Origin of the sequence: Flammeovirga pectinis (genome assembly GCF_003970675.1) — a bacterium.
Classification (GTDB): Bacteria; Bacteroidota; Bacteroidia; order Cytophagales; family Flammeovirgaceae; genus Flammeovirga; species Flammeovirga pectinis.
The window spans coordinates 4,200,618-4,219,452 of the sequence record NZ_CP034562.1; the positions used below are offsets into that span (position 1 = coordinate 4,200,618).

Here is an 18,835-nt window from a genome sequence, read left to right on the forward strand (position 1 = left end):
TTAATTAAATAGTGATACGTAATAGATTGCTATTCTTTATTTATAAATTATTCCATATCACTGGCAACCAGACAGACATTTCTACTGTTCCTCGGTTACTCCAAGCATAATATGGTATTAATTGGGTGCTGAATTTTTCGAATTTCGGTTGAGATAAAGAAGTATACATTTCTGTCTCTTTTTTATCTTTTCTAATCATTAAATCTGCCTTTATAGTAGATAATCCTCCTAAAAAATCGGGTTGATATACCGCCTTATAATTTGCATTTTCTGGCAAGTAAACATCCATAATATCTGTTCCTTTAGGCAGGTCTGTTGTTTCTACACAATACACAATTGGTCCTCGTTTAACCGCAACTTGATTTCTTGTTTGCTCAATCTGTTTATGCCCTTCCATTAGCTTAATTTCCATTGGCATTTCAAGTGTGATTTTATCACCTTTTTTCCATTTTCTATTGATTACTGCATACTTTCCTTCTGCAAGTTCTTTATCTTGTTTTTTTCCATTGATAAAAACGGTAGTGCCTTTTGCCCATTTTGGAATACGTAACCTAAAATCAAAGGCTTCTTTTTTACATTTTTGAATAGAAAAAGTAACTGAACCCTCCCATGGGTAATTGGTATCTTGTGCTAAGATTAACTTTGATCCATCTGCTAAAGAAGTTTCTAATTTATTTCCTCCATATAAATTTACAGCTACTCCATTTTCTGTTATGCTATAAGCCCAACCTGCAGATTTTGCTATTGTTCTTACTAAGTTTGGAGGACAGCAGAAACAGTTAATATAAGGTTCTCTATTTGCCGCTTCGGTAGATTTGTAATCACCTGTGTTGGTATATCTTCTAAGTGGGTTTACATAAAAATAATCTTTCCCTTCTATAGAAATCCCAGACATGGCAGAATTCAATAATACTAACTCAATTACATCTGCATATTTTGCATCACCTTTAACTCCCAACATTCTGTAACTAAACATTGCATTGGCAATATTTGCACACGTTTCGTTATAAGCGGTAGCGTTTGGCATATCATAAGATGGTAAAAAAGCCTCATGTACTGTATCTTTTTTCTTAGATAACCCATGGTGCGTTTGTCCAACAGCACCCGTGATATACATTTTATGTTCTACAACATCCTCCCAAAGTCTGTCTAATGCATCTATAAGTGCTTTTTCTCCTGTTTCAGAATATACATCTGTTGCACCTGCATAAAAATACAGAGCTAATACTGCATGCCCAACGGCTTCTTTAGATTTACGAAGTGGTGTTCTTTCTTGCACCATATCACCAATCATTTTTGGTTTTGTATGTGCATCTACAACAGACCTAGATTTACCTCTCATGTTAATAAACAACTCTGCTAATTCTAGATAACGGTTATCTTTGGTTGTTCTATACAACTCTGTTAAACCCATTATTTGAGACTGATTAAAACCAAAACGTTTTAACGAATCTGGCTGAGGTGTGAAAGTAGCATAAAGGTAATCTGCATGCTTAACTGCTATATCTAAAAAGTTTTTCTGTGCTGTAATTCTGTAATGAATACATGCACTATTAATTAAATGACCACTATTATATAACTCGTGGTATTTTCTATTTTCCCATCTTCCTTTTTCTGTTAGAGATACTTGAGTAGATAAATAACCATCTTCTTCTTGAGCGGCTCCAATAATATCAATTAAAGTATCTAATTCGGCTAAAAGTTTCTGATCATTGTTTTCGACATAGATGTACATTACAGATTCCATCCATTTGTAAAAGTCTCCGTCGTGCCAGAATTCTCCTTTATGACTTCCCTCCATTTGCCCTGCCGCTTTCTTAAAATTATTAAGTGCATGGCCAACATCTCCTTTTAAAATTGTACCCATATGAGGTACCATTACTTCTTCGCAAACTTTATGTTTGTCTGCCCAAAAACCATTTGTCCACTGGCATTCTCCAATCCCCGTACTTTTAAATACAACTTGAGGACTGTTTGTGTTATCCGTTACTCCTTGAGCAAAAAGTAAATTTCCTGTTAAAATTGAACAGATAGTTAGTAAAAAAAATCTACACATAATCATTCTAAAATTTCGTAAGTATCATTTCAATCAGTTAAGAATTTGTAGTCACTTTTCTGATGTTTTATTAGAAGTAAATGTATATGGAAAATGGCATATTTGATTACCAATCTATCAATCTGATGTTTCTTTACGTAAATTTATTTGCAGTGTACGTTAGGTTAAAAATATCTGCTACTTTAAAACGATTTTATTGTGCCGATACGTAGCCAAAATACGCATGTCTGAATGATAACTAAATAAGGCTCATCTGTTTCTGCTCATTAACATGAGTACTATAACTTCATCAAAAAGTAATTGATTTAACAAGCTTTTTGTGCAGTTATTACGCTAGCCTTAATACTAAAAAAAATGGATGCTTCCTAGAAAGAAACATCCATTTCAATAGCCGATAACTCAAGTAAAAAAATCTTCTTATTTAAAAAATTGAGTAGATCGATTTAATCAAAATTTAAATAAACCAGAAGAAACAACTTAAAGTATTTCTTCTGATTTCTAATTTATGGTCTTGCTTCAATTGCTTTACAATTAAAGTTATCTACATAGAATTCTAACGCTCCAGTACTCGGAACAGGATCAATTACTTTTAATACTAATTGACGACGACCACCGGCCAAGTCAAAACTTACTATCTGCGTAATTGTTACCCATTGTCCTTTAGCTACTGCAGAGATATTTGGTGTATAATCAATCTTATCACCGTTAGGAAGAGATGTATCTTGGAAACCTGTGATTAAGCCACCTGTAAAATCAACTCCTTCAGGAATATAAATATCAAAAGTAAATAGATAATCTCCAGCAGGGTTCTTCATGCCGTTATTCCAATCTTTTCCTGTATGCTCGTTATGGATTGAGAACAATGTAGAAGCCTGAACTGTTCTATCGTCACTCTTATAAGACATACTTGCTGTACGGTCAGAAGCAAAATCTGTTGATCTAGCCCATTTTTTTATTTCAGAATCTTGACCTCCATCTTGGTACCAACCATCTGCAAAGGCATTACCTAAACCAGCAGCTTCAATTTCAACACTGATCATATCGGCATTTTCAAACTCGTTTACAGAAGTAATATCCATTACTACATTTTCTGCTTCGAATGCTTCCATTCCCATACCTGTAGATGTTGTAATACCACCTGTACCTGCATAAGAAATTGTAATCTGATCTGAGTTATATGTTGTTTCTGCAATTGTAAGGTTAATTACATTATTGCTAGCGGCATCTATTGCTACATTAGAAATTGATGCTGTTGAAGCATAACCATTTGGATTGGTAATGTTTACAGTAAACTCTCCTGCTGCCGAAGAAAGGATATTACCTACTGCAACAGATGTTTCGAAAGAAACCAGTCTTGATGGTAATTGTTGTATCGCAGATGTTTTTAATAGTGCTTCATCCACATTAATCATTAATGGTATTTTTATTTCTTTATTTTCATCAGGAACACCTGCTACACCACTACGTTGAACTACAATTGTTCCAGCTTCAAATGGCATTTGTACAGATGAGTACACTACATCTGCAGCCTCATCAGTATATTCTCCAAATTCAGAATTAAGTAATTTCCAAGTTCTTGCATTTGCTAAACCTCTTTCCGTGTTATCAACAAAACGAAGTGTTTCGTTAATTTTTAAAGAAATTGATTCCCACTTGCTATTGTCTGAAGGAATATCATCACCATCATTGTAAGCAAACAATAAATCGTCTCCTTTGTAAACTTCGTACTGAGGTCTAATTTCTGGAGCTACAATATTTAATTTTAATGGAATTGTCTTTTGAACATTTTGCGATAATGCTTGAGTTGACCCTTGACGGATAGATTTCAATGCACCTGCACGTCCTGTACCCGTTTTAGCAGGAGTAACCTCAAATATTCTATTTTTACTAATCGTATCCAAATAAGATAAAGTCCACTCAGTATCTGTTGGTTTACCAACTGAAGTCGTATCCACAAAAGTAAGAACATCTTCTCCTGCAATCAGATCAACTGTTGGCCAATCAGAATCGTCATTTCCATCTACAATTTGAGAATGAGGAACTACTAAAACCGTATCTATATTGTTTTTTAATACATACAGTGCAGGTTCTACATCTGCATAAACTTCTACATGAAATGCAGTATCAATTACCCAAATACCTGGATTTGTTGCATGAGGAACAGCTTCCATTTTATGGTTTAATCCATTGTGGATTACTTTTTTATCAAAAGTATTGTATAAACGAACTTTGTGAATACCCGCTTCTGGAAAGTATACGTGTACTGTTAAATCTTCACTTTTCTTCCCTTTTCCTGCATCAATAAAAGGAGTAAGATCTAAATCATTTTTACTAAAATCTCCTGATAAAAAACTAGAACTATCTTCTATTGTCCACTCGTGGAATAATAACCCTTGAGATACATCCATAAATGAAATGTAATCGTCAATAGAGATTTCTAATGTGTCTTTATGTTCTTCACTTAATGCCCAAGAAATTGCTCTTGCCTTTTGATCATCCGGTATTTGATCTAAATCTTTTTCACAAGAAATAAACATCGTTGCGAAAAAACCGAGAAGAAGATATATATAATTAAACTTTTTCATGTTATGCGTCTTTTAGCCTTTAACACCTGGATTAGTAGATGTCTCTGAAGTTGGAATTGGATAAAAATCATGTAACGATGGTACATAATTCATTAATGCTTGCTCTCCGTCTACAATTTTGTAATTAGGACGTGCAGTGAATTCTTTTTCTGGGAAAGGATGTGTATCCCCTCCTGGAATAATACTCGAATTCCAAAGTGTTTTCTTAGAATAAGTTCTTGCTTCTTTATAGTGAATCACCCAGTAATTTTGACTAGAAATTCTCTCAAAATTATCTTTGATAACATTCCATCTTCTAAGGTCAATCCATCTTGTTTGATGTCCTTCTACAGAAAGCTCTAATGGTTTTTCAACATACATTAAGTGTTCCATTAAAGAAGTTTGTGAATATGTAATTCCATCATACGTTTTGCTCGCATCTACTGATGGTCCTAATAACTCTAAGCCCCAACGTCCGCGTACTGTATTTAATAATACTAAAGCATCGTTAATTCTACCTTGCATTATTCTACATTCTGCTAAGTTTATGTACGCTTCTGAAAGGCGGTTAATTACAACATTCTTTGCAGATCTTTGGTTACCCATTGGGTTATCTCTTTCGTTATCTAAAATATCGAAATTACTAAACTGCTTGTAGTAACCAAATTCAGGAGAACGTGCTCCACCTGCTCTAAAAGGATCTGCTTCAGATACAGAACCCATTCTATAATAATCTGTCAAATCATCTTCTGCTACTGCAACCATTGCCGAAGCTCTCATAGAAATTCTTCTTGGATACTCAGTACCTTCTACTTCTACAGTGTTACGAGCATCCAAAGGATCTAGTTTTTCAGTTTTGTAAGCATACGCTACCCAACCAACAGGAATAGAGTTTCTATTTCCTCCATAAGATTGAGGTGAAAAGATTGCTGCCCATCTGTTCTGACCGTTTACTTCGTCCCAGTTATTTAAGTCAGATCTTACTTCGTTAGAATAAGTTACTTCAAAGATTGATTCTTTGTTGTAAGCTCCTGCATTTGTGAAGATCATGCTTAAATCTGTTTCTAAAGCATAACCATAATTATTAATTACATCTTCGTAATAATAAGCAGCCGAATCGTAGTTAGAACCATTTACAAAATCAAGTAAAAAAGTATTTCCTAATATCATTGCGGCAGTACCTCTAGTTACTCTGCTTTCTCCGTTGTATGGAGTATCTGCATTGTAAACAGCTGGTAAATTTTCGTACGCAAACCTTAAGTCTGTTCTTACAAATTCTAATACCGAATCTGCAGAAGAAACCGTTTTATACATATCGTTAGCATCCGTCCAAGTATCTCTAATAATAACTTCGCCACCATTAAATGCTTGGTGAGCGTAAAAGTGATACAACCCTCTAAGAAAACGCGCTTGTGCCATTTGTAGCTTCCAAGATTGTTCTTCTTTATAAGGCATCATAGTTTCGAACTGAAGACCATGAATTACTTGGTTTGCCTTAAAAATACCTGAATAAATTGCTGCCCATTTTTTATTAATCTCATCACTTGTTTCTGTGTATGTCTGATTATAATAAGCAACTAATCTACTTGTAGGTGTTGGACGGTCCATACCTGGGTAACCTAAATCTGAACGACAAGCTTCTTCTCCAAAGTTCCATACAAAATGGTTCATTAAAGAGGCGTATGCTGCCGTTAATCCCGATTCAGAATCATCAAGACTTTGATAAAAATCTACTTTAGTAGTTTCGTTTGGATTGATTTCAGTAAGGTAGTCGTTACACCCTATTACTCCACCTAAACAAACAAATATTGTGAGACATCTAAAGATGTTTGATATATTGAATAATTTCATTGTTATAGCTTTTTTAGAAGTTTAATCTGAATCCACCAGAGTATAAAGCAGTAATTGGGTAATTACCTTTGTCTAATCCTCTTGATGACACCCCATTACCACCAATTTCAGGATCATAACCCGAATAATTAGTTAATGTAAGTGCGTTCTGAGCTCTAATAAAGAACCTCATGCTACCAATTCCAGCCTTCTTAATACCTTTACCGTTAAGTGTGTATCCAAGTGTAATGTTCTTTAATCTTAAGTATGATCCATCTTCTAACCACAGATCTGTATCACCTCTAAAATTAGTAGTACCTTGTTTTAAATCACCTCTGTATGCAGGGATATCCGATGTTGGGTTATCTTCTGACCAAGTGTGAATCTGATTAACGTGTCTACCTTCTGAGTAAGCCATTAACTTACTACCGTTCATAATTTCATGTCCGATTGCTGCATACCAGTTCATCATGAAATCCCATCTTTTCCATCTTAAAGAAAGAATAAAACCAGTTTCGAATTGAGGTAAACCACTACCTCCATAAACTTTATCTTTTTCAGTAATCTGACCGTCGCCATCTGTATCTTGTAGCATTAAATCACCCATTCTAGCAGCAGGATTTACCTTTTGATAATCTGCTAACTGCTCTGCAGATTTAATAACGCCCTCGTTCTTGTATAGGAAGAAAGCACCAGCTTCATACCCTTTTGCAAACACTGTAGCTCTAGATTGGTTTACCGCACCCCAAATTAAACCTTGGTCTGCTGTATACACAAAATCTTCTGAGTTCATGTTGGTAATTTCGTTCTGGTTACTAGAGAAAGTACCTGTTAAAGTCCAGCTTAATTTCTTAGCTCTACCTTTATAACTTAAAGCAAGTTCGTACCCTTTATTTACCATGTTACCTACATTAAGCGTAACTAACTTATCGTTGTTATTTCCAGCAGATGCTCCAGCAGAAGAAGGAGATTCGATTGGGAATAGCATATCTTGTTTTGTAGTGTGGTAAACGTCTGCATTAAAAGATAAACGATTTTCAAAAAATGCTAAATCTACACCAATGTTATTTTGGATTGATGTTTCCCATTGAATATCTGGGTTAGCAAAAGATGCTTGTGCAGAACCATTGTAAACTTTACCATTAAATTCGTAGTCAAAACCACGGCGCATAGTTGGCAAATCTGAATAAGGTCTAAAGCTCTGTCCACCTACATTACCATGTGATGCTCTAATTTTAAAACCGTTAACTACAGACTTTGCTCCTTCAAAGAATTTCTCTTCAGAAACATTCCAACCTACAGATGCTGAAGGGAAGAATTTGAACTTATTGTTCTCAGAAAATTTAGAGTTACCATTGTAATTACCACTAATAGATACTAAATATTTTCCTTTATAATCGTACTGCAATCGACCAATTGTACCAATAATTTTATATACATAGTTAAACCCTGGTGTTACCGATGTTTCTAATGAAGCTGAACCAAAACCTGGCTTATTGTTATCTACAATACCTCTTCTCATTACACCATGACTTTGACCACTGTACTCTTCTAAAGAACCTCCTAACAATGCAGAGAAGTTATGGTTACCCCATTTTTTCTTAAAAAAGAATCTACCATCCCAGCTATAACCTACACTTCTTTCTACATCTTCTTGGTAGTAAGAGTTGTTTGGATCAGAAAATTCTCTTCCAGTATTTTCATTTACAATTTTAAAGTGAGGGTTTAATCTAGATCTGTATCTATTCATGATATTACCACCCGCATTTGTAGTAAAAGATAACCAATCTGTAAAATCGTATTGAATACTAATATTACCAGACATACGGTCTCTATCTTCAAAATCTTGGAAATATAACGACTGATACAAAAAGTTAGCTTGCACTGCCTCTTGGTCAGAAGAACTCTCATAAACATCCTTAGACGGGTCTAAAGGAGCCATATAAGGCTTATATCTAATTGTTTGCGTTAATAAATTACCAGAAGGTCTTTGTCTTTCTTCTGTTGATAAAGCTAATGAAGTAGTAATCGTCCACTTGTTTTGCTTATAACTAGAACCACCACGTAGGTTAAATCTTTTAAAACCAGAGTTGATAACATTACCTTCTTGGTTATAATATCCACCCGCTAAATTGTATTTTAAACCAACATTTGATCCACCCGTTAAATTGATGTTATATTGCTGTGTTGGTGCATAATCTCTAAATACTAGATCATCTAGATTGTTGTCGTTTTTAAAGTTGTTCTTATTTCTTTGAACAAACATATTAATCTCGTCATCAGAGATGCCAGGGTTAATTGCTCTTTGTTCTAAGATATCGAAATATGCTTGTTGGGAAGTATTCATTACAGGCGTACTAGAAGTAATTTTCTTTACCCCGTATAACCCATCAACAGAAACCTTTAAATTACCTGCATTACCTTTCTTTGTTGTAATTAAGATAACACCATTTGCACCTCTAGTACCATAAACTGCACAAGAAGCCAAATCTTTTAAGATATCCATAGATTCAATCTCATTAGGAGAAAGTCTTGGATCACCATTCTGAGGGATACCATCTACAACATATAATGGTTGGTTAGCACCATCTACGTTAGAAACTGTACCAACTCCACGAATTTGAATAACAGCACTTTCACCAGGAGCACCCGATGCAGATGTTACACTCACACCAGCCACTTGCCCTTGTAAGGCAGTACCAATATCAGCCGAAGCAAAATCTTCTAAGGCTTCTGATGTTACATGTGCAACAGCTCCAGAAACTTCTTTCTTTTTCTGTTCACCATATCCAATAGCAACCACCTCATCCAGCATCTCAACGTTACTTTCTAAAGATACATTAATAACTGACTCGTTTGTTACTGTTAGTACTTTGGTTACCATACCAATAAAAGAATACTCTAATTGGTCTCCATTTTTTACCATAATAGAATAGTTGCCGTCAAAATCTGAAATACCACCTTGTGATGTTCCTTTAACAATAATATTCACACCCGGTAAGGGTAATTTGTCGTCCGATCCTACTATTTTCCCTTTAAGGATTCTTTCCTGAGCTGACACATCATAAGCAGTGCTTAATGTTAAGAGCAGTGTCGTAAAGAGGAGTACTCTGGAAAAGTAGATTTTAAATAAGTAAATCTTCATTTTGCATCTCAATTAAAAATTACATTTAGCTAGGGAAACTTTAAAAAAGTAGTGTAGTTGTTGTAGAGAAAAAGTTCCTTAACCCAAAAAAGTATTTCATTCCAATAGTTTGTTAGATATACTATGATTACCGAGTAATACGGTGCATATAGATTCCTTTATGTTAATTAAATAGCTGCGTCTGATGAATAAATTGAACTATATAATCAATGGTATATCCTTACTATTAACCTAAGAGTAAATGGCTGTTTTTTTATTCTTACTAATTACGATATTTTAATGTGCCATTTATCGTTGATTAACAATTTCAAATATAGATATCAATACTTTTTAGCAGGTTACTTTCGATCAATAAGATGTGATTTATAGTAAAAACATTAAAATCACATTGTTGATTTTCAGCAACTTACCAGTTGTGTCTTTTAAAAGATGCGGTTTTTGTAAAATGATAGTAATTTTCTTGCCTCATAAGTGTAGTATAATAGATATTAAAAAATTAAGTAAAATCATTAGATCCTTCTCATAAAAATCTATAATTATTACCACTCCAACTAAGTTAAAAACCGTGATAATAAAAATAATGATGCTCATATAAACGCTATTAGAACGAAGTATAAAAAGTAGCTGGTCTTAAAAATGTAGTTTAAAAATCACGTTAAATACTAGATCATTTCTCCAAATATAAAAAAAGTTATATTTTTACACATGTTAACACTTAGTTTTTTTTCGAAATAAGAGTATTTTTTACAACTTAAAAAATATAAGTAGTTTAAACTTTAGTTTTTCTGATTAAAATAAAAACAATAAACCTCTCCTTTAAAGTTTTTTATTTTCTTTATTAGGTACGGTTTCGTTTCTTAAAATTTTACTCCAACAATATCCATCTCTAATAAAAAAATCCGAATAATATCACTACTGATACTATTCGGATTTTTAAGAGTACTATTACTTCTAAAATTAGTTGTTATTTTTTCTTGGTCTGAATGGGTTAATCCAATTTACAAAAGGAGCTATTTTTCGTGTTTGAATCCATATTTTTCCTCTTCCAGAAAAACGACAAACTAAACCTTCACCAGAGAAGAATAGTGATTTGTAACCACCTACGCTATAAATATCATAATTTAAGCTTTCTGTAAATGCAACAATATGCCCTGTATCTACAACATATCCATCTTCTACATCTATCTCAATTATTCCTCCGTAAGAATTAAACCAAAGGTCTCCATTCCCTGAACATTTAATTAAGAATAGACTTTCTCCAGAAAAGAAGCCTCTTTTTATGCCTTGAAATTTAGCGTCTACATCAACAGATAATGCAGAGGCAACAAAGGCAGAACTTTGAAGGTAGATTGTTTCATCATTTAAAAGAACATGTTCTACATCTCCAGGAGCACCAGGGGCAATCTGAATTTGTCCTGCTCCATTTTTTGCCTCAAATTCATTTATAAAAATAGATTCTCCAGAAAAAAACCTGCTTAAGCCGCCTTTTACTTTCGTTTTCATCTCTATGTTTGTATCCATAGTGGCCATAGCAGATGCTTCTACTTTTAATTTATCTCCAGAAGGAATTTGAACGGTTATTAACCCAAAATCTGGTTTACAATCAAATCTATATTCTAACTCTTTATTTACTACTTCTTCCATAACTATCTTGGTAATAATGTTGGTCCTAATAACTTGCCAAAAGAACTTGGGTTATGCGATTGTACCCATACTCTACCTTTGCCATTAAATTTACACACAAGGCCTTCTCCTCCTAAAAAAGAGCTTACCCAACTTTTACCTGCTTTTGTTAGTGTAAAATCTAAAGATTCTTCGAATGCAACAATATGCCCTGTATCCACTATATGTTCACCATCAATATCTATAGGATAGATGGCTCCAAATGAGTTAAAAATTACCGTTCCTTCTCCATTAAGGTTTAACCAAAATAAACCCTCCCCAGAAAATACTTTTTTAAAGCCTTGCCAGTTAAAATCTACTTCAATATCTGGAGAAGAGGCTACATAAGCGCCCCCTTGAACAATTATTCCTTCACCATGTAATTCATGGGCTTTCATATCTCCAGATAGTGTTGTGCCTAGCCAAACAGTACCAGGTTTTATATCTGCCGAATAATGATTTAAGAAGAAACTCTCTCCAGACAACATTCTTTTTAAGGCTTTTACAACACCGCCAGATTGTTTTTTATGCGTAGTTGTTGTCATCTTAATATCAGAGCTCATTGCTATCATGGCACCTGCTTCTGCGGTAAAATACTCACCGGGTTGAAGTTCTATTTTAGCAGCCGCTGCTCCTGGCCCGAGAATAATCTCGGTATTTAATTTTTTACTTACTACTTCTTCCATGATACTACAAATTACGATTTACCCAAGATGATAACCCCGACATACTTCTAGTTTGTATAAAAACTTTACCCGTTCCTTCTACTCTAGTGACTAGACCTTCGCCTCCGAAAAGAGTAGATAATAGTCCTCCAGAAAACTGTGGTTTTAGTTTCATCGATGGCTCGTAGCCTACCAAGTGACTAGTATCTACAATCACTTCTCCGTTTACTTCTTTTTCTAATAATCCTCCAAAAGCACCAAAAACTACTTTCCCGTGCCCAGATACCATTAGCTTAAACAGTCCTTCTCCGCCAATCCAAGAACCAAAACCTGCATATTTCACGCCTAGGTTTACCGTTTTTTCAGAAGCGATATAAGCACCTTGTTGTAAACAAAAACTCTCCCCGTTCAACTCCTTAATTTGCATGTCTCCGGGAGTAGGTTGTGTTATTATTAGTTCTAATGTTTTAGCTGTGTTATTTATAAAATGATTTACAAATAGTGTTTCTCCACCAAAGACTTTCTTTAGTAGTGCATTTAAAAAGTTACCGTTAAGTTTTGCTTCTACATCTAATTCTGCCGACATACTAGACATTGCGTCAGATTCGGCAATAAATGTTTCTCCAGGCTCAACTTCTACTCTTGCGTGTGCAAAAGCAGGTTTGCCTTTAAGTTCAAATTGCATAATTATTGATTTAGTTCTGTTAATATAGCCGCTCTGTAATCGGAATAGTTAGATCCAAAAGAGTTGTAGCTATTTTTATTACCCGCTGTTTTATCTTTAAGTGTTTCTATTCTATCTTTTGTATTTGGATGAGTCGAAACGAATGATAGTAGACTATCAAATTGTGTGTTCTTATTTTGTTCTTCGAGTTTCTCAAAGAATATAATCATCCCTTTTGGATTAATATTGCTTGTTGTTAAATACTCTACTCCTCTAGCGTCTGCCTCTTCTTCAAAAGATCTTGTATATGATAAAGATTCAAGATGAACTCCCAAATCTATAATGGTTGCTACCACTGCAGATGCATCTCCAAAAAGAAAAGAGACAATAGTAAACAAACCTAATTTACTGATTACACCTCTCACATGATGTCTTAATGTAACATGCGCCACTTCATGAGATAAAACTCCTGCAACTTCTTCCCAAGAACCTGCTTTTGTTAGTAGACCAGAATTAATAATCACTTTACCACCCGGAAGTGCAAAAGCATTTACCTCCGAATCATTAATTAGATAAAAATCTAATAGAAAACCTTCTTCTTTTGCTTGTTGTACAATTGGATCTACCTCCTGAATTAGTACTTGTTTTAACGAATCGTTTTCAATAAAATCATACTGATTATCTAGTGTGGCAAATAGTTTCTCTCCAATTTTTTGTTCCCAAGATATAGGTAGCGATTTGGCTATTGAATGTACAATATTTCCTTTAAAGAAATAAAAAGAGGATAAGCCCAATAAACAAAGGCAAGTAAATAAAAATACCCCTCTATAGAGTTCATTTATTCCTTTTCTTGTCTTTCTTATATCATCTGTAAAGCAATTGAAACTCTCAATTTCTTCATCTTGAAGCACCTCTTTATCTTTTGTATAAATTGATATTTCGTTTTCATCAATCTCTTTAAAAAAGACAAAGTTTTTTGATGCTCCACCCGCTTCAATTTTTAACTTATTGAATGGAATTTCATACACTAGTTCATCTACATGAATAGTAATTATTTTGTTATAAATAAATAATTCTCCTTGAGCCCGTCCTCCAGGCAGTTTTGGATGAATAAGAATTGCTTTATAGCTTTTCTTTGTAAGTATTTTCTCTGTAGTTAGTGGCATTTTAGTTGGATTAAAAACTTCCTTTACGATGGCATTCATAAAGAAACGTTTTAGTCAATAGTTGCTTGGTTACCTTACTTTTTTAAAAGTCTGATAGATTAATTAAATAAAAATTGTAATAGTTTCTCTAAGCTTTAAATCAATTTAAAAGTCGGTAAATTACTCTACATTAACAAATTCAATTCAATAATTTTTAATTCTTTTTTAAAAGAGTAGTACCATTTTCACTTTACATCTTAGGAACTGGAAATTGTAAGAAATTGACTATTTCCTCAAATCTAAATCAATATATAGGCTAAATCTAAACACATTAGAGGTCTGCTCATTGTTCCAAGTCCACATGTGCCCTGCCATAAAACTTGTTGTATCATTAAATTTATAACCAATGGCGTTATAAACCCTAAAATCTTCTAGAGAATGGCTGCTATTATCGTGCATAAAAATCTCTACAGAAGGAACAATATAAAATGCACCCGGTTCTACGTGTCTTTTATTGATAGGAATATACGCATACGCTTTGTACCTGTATCTGTTACGGTATTTATAATGCGTTCCTTTATCTGCCCAAACGTGCTCAATTCTTACCTGATGATAGAATTTTACTCTACCAGAATAATGATGATACACGTATTGATGCCATATTCTGTATTCCATGAGGGTTGATTTCCCAAACTCATTTTCCTGATTAAATTTACCAATTACAGCAGGACCAACAACAATATCAAAATTGTTATTTACAAAATAATTTAACCCCATACGGTTATACGATTTATAAATTTCTAATCCTTCACCACTGTCATTAAAACGTGCATGGTGCTCTGCATAATAACCTAACCTATCAGAAAATCTAGCCTTACCATAAACAGCTCCCCATTGCCCCATATCTTGGGCATTTACTAAAGAAGAGGTACATAAGAAGACTATTAATATTAGCCCTCTCATATTATTTTGTATTTAATGGTGAGACAATAATTTGTACTTTTATTTGTTTCCTATCGGTAACATTTTGTACAAACAACTTGGAAACAATCCACGGATTGCTATTATTTATTAGTGATATATTTTTCATTTTGAAGTAGATAGATAATGTAAAAAAATGAGATGTAGAATTGCTCAGTTATTGGAGCAAATAGAAGTATTTCACCTTGTTATATCTATTTCTAAAAAATGTCACTTTAAAAAAAAGCCCTCCACAATTGGAGCGCTTTCTATCTACTTGATAAAGTAAATTATTTACTTAAAATATCTTCTATTTTTTCTATTTCTGATGAAGTGAAATTAGCATTCTTCATACATCCTACATTTTCTTCTAGCTGAGTTGGAGAACTGGCGCCCACTAAAACAGAAGTAACAACAGGGTGATTAAATAACCAAGCAATTGCCATTTGAGAAAGGGTCTGGCCTCTTTCTACGGCCATTTGATGTAGTAGTTTTATTTTATCTAATTTCTCTTCTACAGCAGTCACATTCAAATACGTATTGTCTTTATTTGCTCTAGAATTTTCTGGTATTCCATTCACATACTTATTGGTAAGCATACCTTGAGCTAACGGAGAAAATACAATTGACCCCATTTCTAAATCGCCTAATTTTGCTAACATCGGTCCTTCTACTTCACGTTCAAACATAGAGTATTTAGATTGATGAATTAGACAAGGCGTACCCATTTCTTTCAATAGATTAGCCGCTTTTTCTGTATCTTCTGGGCTATATCTAGATAAACCAATATACAATGCTTTTCCTTGTTTTACTACTTGAGATAAGGCACTCATGGTTTCTTCTAAAGGAGTTTGAGGGTCTGGTCTATGGTGGTAAAATACATCTACATAATCTAGTCCCATTCTTTTAAGACTCTGATCTAAACTAGCAATCAAGTATTTTTTAGAACCCCAGTTACCATACGGTCCCGGCCACATATCGTACCCTGCTTTTGTTGCAATAAACAGTTCATCTCTATGTGACAAAAAATCTTTCTGTAATATTCTCCCAAAATTTTCTTCTGCAGCACCATAAGGAGGTCCGTAATTATTGGCCAAGTCTAAATGAGTGATACCTAAATCGAATGCTTTTCTAACTATATTTCTAGCGTTACCGAAGTTATCGTTAAAACCGAAATTATGCCATAAACCTAAAGATATTCTAGGAAGAAGCACACCACTTTTTCCACACCTTTGGTAATGCATTGTATCGTACCTTTCTTGGTTTGGCGTATAGTTTTCTATTGGTGCTTTATCAAAAATTTCCATATTAATTCTTATTTGGTTCTTTTAATTGTTTTCATTTCGATCTATTCCCTTCAATTACAAAGCCATATTAAACGTCAAATCAAAAGATAACACCGCTTAACTTTAAGTAGATAGTAGTTAAGTATTTTCTCAAAAAAAAATAGCTCTCTTTATTAAAAATAAAAAAAATTATTACTTTTGCATCGTTACTAAAAACTAATGTTACAAACTATTCTATTACTATGAAAATTCTTACTATCCTTACAATCGGTCTATTCATGGGCTTTAAATCTTATGCTCAAACCTTTAATTCATATTATGAATTCAACAATTTAGAGGAGCAAAAAAGAAAATATAATGAAGCTGAAGATCGAATTTATCAATTAGAATGGCAAAATGAAGTTGCTTTGCGCAAACTAAATAGAAATAAAACAGTTAAAACGATCGGTATGGTCTTAGACGGAGTCTCTTTATTTATTTTGTGGCCTTTAGCTATTCCTGGAACTATCATGTGGGTAGCATCTCCTACAAAAAAACATCAAAGAACTATTGATGGAAATAATTATCAACTTCATAAAATGAAGCAAATAAAACAAGATATTGCACCACCATCTAGTTTCTCAATGTACTAAAGCTAAATACCGTATTTTTAGACAAAAACTTTCATAAATAAAGCAAATGAAAGTTTTTGTCTAAGATTATGAAAAAAGTTATTTTAAAGCTCCTGCTCATAAATATCAAATTTTGCAGAAAATGCATCCATAAATTCCTTATCGGCAAATTGTGCATCATTCATTTTAGATAACTCTTCTAGAAAGATATCAAATTGCCCATCTTTAAAAATAGAAAGCATCTTCCCTCCTTTTACACACTTTGCTTCGTGCCAGACATTTGGCGGAACTGTTATAGTATCTCCTACTTTTAAAAGCACAGTTTCATCATCAAAGATAAGCTCCATCTCACCCTCTAGCATGTAAAAGACTTCTGTCATTATTTTATGCTGATGTCGTTTTAAATGGAAACCCGGTTTTAAGGAATCTTCCACAAAACATAACTCCCCATTCGTATCTTTTGATGATACCTTTATAAAACAATGATCTTGAGAATAATCATAGTTTTCTCCCTCTCCACTTTTTACTAACTTTTTAAGTTCCATTCTTTATCAATTATAAGCACTCCTACTAGAAAAATAACTTTTGATCTATCAAAATAAGCATTCTCACCAAATAAAGAAAAGGTATGTCTAGAATTTTACGTTTATAATTTCCTCAACCTTACAAGTAATACAGGAGGAAATTTTGAATAAAAAGAATCTTGCTCTTTTGAGAAGGTAGGCTCAACATATCCATCTACAACAAAACCATTTTTAAAGGCGAGTTCAAAATAAGTGCTTATAGGTCTATGGAAATAATATTGTTCATGTTCTTGACCGGGTACAGCCATTCCCATATAATTTTCTTTTTGAATATACTCTGAAAGAATAAGGTTATTCCTTTCATCTTCAGATGCCGAATTTGAGTTAAAAACGGGGTGCTGAATTGAAAATACAAAGACTCCATTTTTGATCAAGAGCTTTGATAAACTTGCAAATAAAACACCAAGAGTTGGCATATCCATTAATGTCATGTGCGACACCGCTCCTTGAAAACCACCTTCACCAAGTGATAATAAATCCACTTCTTCAGTAGCATCAAGTACTTTATAATCGATATTTTTTGTGCTGTATTTCTTTGCTTTATCTATGTTTACCTGAGCAAAATCGAAGGCAGTTACTTTTATCCCTAATTTTGCCATTCGCCTTGCAAATAGTCCATTTCCACACCCTACATCTAATAACTTATCTCCTTCTTTTAAATTTAGAAGTTCTACAGACTGAGGTGCAATTAAATCGTTGTGCCAACGGTTTCCCATTTCGCCCATATAGCTATCCCAATTCTCTGCATTTGCATTCCAAATCTCTTTATTTTTTTGATTGATTTCTTGATTATTCATACAATTAAAGAGTTCTTTTTTTATTCTGATGGGTGACTAAAGTGAGCAGGAGGTAATAAAACATCAAACGCTATCTGATCTGTAATTAATACAGAATGAGGTATTTTCATTTCTTCTTTTGATACTAAGCCTAAGCGTTCAAAAAGCTCAAAATAAGCCATTTTTACTTTTCCTTGTTTTAAATTAAACTTTGGATGCCAAATTTCATAAGCACCAATTTTTGTTTCTGATTGGGTGTAATATCCTTTAACAGGGTGAGTTAGAATTAAATCTTGTTCTGCTAAACTACTAAAACCATCCAAAAGTATACAATCTTCGGTACTACTTTCTAAGTCTATTTTACCATTACCCATTTTAGAAGTAAACTCCATAGTATACTTCTTGTACCTACCCTCTTCATACTTAAAATCAAATGTATAACGAGCAAACTCCCAAGGCATTTTCCAAAGTAATTTAGGGAGTAAATGTGTTATTGAACCTAAAGTAGTTCCAAAAAACCAAGCTGTGTAAGCACCATCTCTTTCGTCTATAATATAAGTTCTAAAGTTAGTTTGATAAAAACTAAAATTGATAAAAGGAGCGAATTTATAGAATCGAAAATCCTTATCTTTAAAAGGTACTGCACTCACTAAAGCATACTCTTTTCCATTCTCTAAGAATGTCCATAATCTGAATGGCTTGGGAATATATTTCTTTATTTTTGAAAGGGGAACTTTATAAGATATTATGGCAAAATGCTCTAATAATGTATTGACATCTAGGCTACTTTTTGATTTTCTTGCTTGTATCCTTTTATCTAAAACTTCTTGATTATGCGACATACCTTTCAGTTATTTAAATTATGTATTACTTTATATTTAGTAATA

The 18,835-nt window shown here is 33.5% G+C and carries 14 protein-coding genes; 1 reads left to right on the forward strand and 13 read right to left on the reverse strand.

Annotation, left to right across the window (positions count from 1 at the left end; all coding sequences use genetic code 11):
• Positions 1 to 40: 40 nt before the first annotated feature.
• The 10 genes from EI427_RS16850 to EI427_RS16895 form a co-directional block, all read right to left on the reverse strand.
• A complete protein-coding gene (locus EI427_RS16850; protein WP_126616928.1) occupies positions 41 to 2,056 on the reverse strand; it encodes a glycoside hydrolase family 127 protein in 2,016 nt (671 codons plus the stop codon).
• 503 nt (positions 2,057 to 2,559) lie between these two features.
• On the reverse strand, positions 2,560 to 4,641 hold the full coding sequence (locus EI427_RS16855; protein ID WP_126616930.1) for a hypothetical protein: 2,082 nt from the start codon (positions 4,639 to 4,641) through the stop codon (positions 2,560 to 2,562).
• Between the two features lie 12 nt (positions 4,642 to 4,653).
• A complete protein-coding gene (locus EI427_RS16860; protein ID WP_126616932.1) occupies positions 4,654 to 6,471 on the reverse strand; it encodes a RagB/SusD family nutrient uptake outer membrane protein in 1,818 nt (605 codons plus the stop codon).
• A gap of 13 nt (positions 6,472 to 6,484) precedes the next feature.
• Positions 6,485 to 9,595 carry a SusC/RagA family TonB-linked outer membrane protein gene (locus tag EI427_RS16865; protein WP_126616934.1) on the reverse strand — a complete coding sequence of 1,037 codons (3,111 nt, stop codon included), beginning with the start codon at positions 9,593 to 9,595 and terminating at the stop codon, positions 6,485 to 6,487.
• 957 nt (positions 9,596 to 10,552) lie between these two features.
• A complete protein-coding gene (locus EI427_RS16870) occupies positions 10,553 to 11,239 on the reverse strand; it encodes a TIGR00266 family protein (protein ID WP_126616936.1) in 687 nt (228 codons plus the stop codon).
• A gap of 2 nt (positions 11,240 to 11,241) precedes the next feature.
• Positions 11,242 to 11,943 (reverse strand): TIGR00266 family protein, encoded by a 702-nt coding sequence (locus tag EI427_RS16875; protein ID WP_126616938.1) that lies wholly within the window; start codon positions 11,941 to 11,943, stop codon positions 11,242 to 11,244.
• A 4-nt stretch (positions 11,944 to 11,947) separates the two neighbouring features.
• Positions 11,948 to 12,607 carry a TIGR00266 family protein gene (locus tag EI427_RS16880; protein WP_126616940.1) on the reverse strand — a complete coding sequence of 220 codons (660 nt, stop codon included), beginning with the start codon at positions 12,605 to 12,607 and terminating at the stop codon, positions 11,948 to 11,950.
• Positions 12,608 to 12,609: 2 nt separating this feature from the next.
• Entirely contained in the window at positions 12,610 to 13,791 is a 1,182-nt protein-coding gene (locus EI427_RS16885; protein ID WP_126616942.1) for a M48 family metallopeptidase, read from the reverse strand.
• A gap of 225 nt (positions 13,792 to 14,016) precedes the next feature.
• Positions 14,017 to 14,694, reverse strand: coding sequence for a DUF2490 domain-containing protein (locus tag EI427_RS16890; protein WP_126616944.1), 678 nt, complete (start codon positions 14,692 to 14,694; stop codon positions 14,017 to 14,019).
• A 287-nt stretch (positions 14,695 to 14,981) separates the two neighbouring features.
• Positions 14,982 to 15,998 (reverse strand): aldo/keto reductase, encoded by a 1,017-nt coding sequence (locus EI427_RS16895; protein WP_126616946.1) that lies wholly within the window; start codon positions 15,996 to 15,998, stop codon positions 14,982 to 14,984.
• A 221-nt stretch (positions 15,999 to 16,219) separates the two neighbouring features.
• Here EI427_RS16895 and EI427_RS16900 point away from each other — a divergent pair, with 221 nt between their 5' ends.
• A complete protein-coding gene (locus EI427_RS16900; protein ID WP_126616948.1) occupies positions 16,220 to 16,609 on the forward strand; it encodes a hypothetical protein in 390 nt (129 codons plus the stop codon).
• Between the two features lie 83 nt (positions 16,610 to 16,692).
• Here the strand turns inward: EI427_RS16900 and EI427_RS16905 are convergent, their stop codons facing one another.
• The 3 genes from EI427_RS16905 to EI427_RS16915 all read right to left on the reverse strand — a co-directional run bounded on the left by EI427_RS16905 (position 16,693) and on the right by EI427_RS16915 (position 18,790).
• A complete protein-coding gene (locus tag EI427_RS16905; RefSeq protein ID WP_126616950.1) occupies positions 16,693 to 17,133 on the reverse strand; it encodes a cupin domain-containing protein in 441 nt (146 codons plus the stop codon).
• A gap of 101 nt (positions 17,134 to 17,234) precedes the next feature.
• Positions 17,235 to 17,969, reverse strand: a complete 735-nt coding sequence (locus EI427_RS16910; protein WP_126616952.1) for a class I SAM-dependent methyltransferase — start codon at positions 17,967 to 17,969, stop codon at positions 17,235 to 17,237.
• Positions 17,970 to 17,989: 20 nt separating this feature from the next.
• On the reverse strand, positions 17,990 to 18,790 hold the full coding sequence (locus EI427_RS16915) for a DUF2071 domain-containing protein (protein WP_126616955.1): 801 nt from the start codon (positions 18,788 to 18,790) through the stop codon (positions 17,990 to 17,992).
• Positions 18,791 to 18,835: the final 45 nt, after the last annotated feature.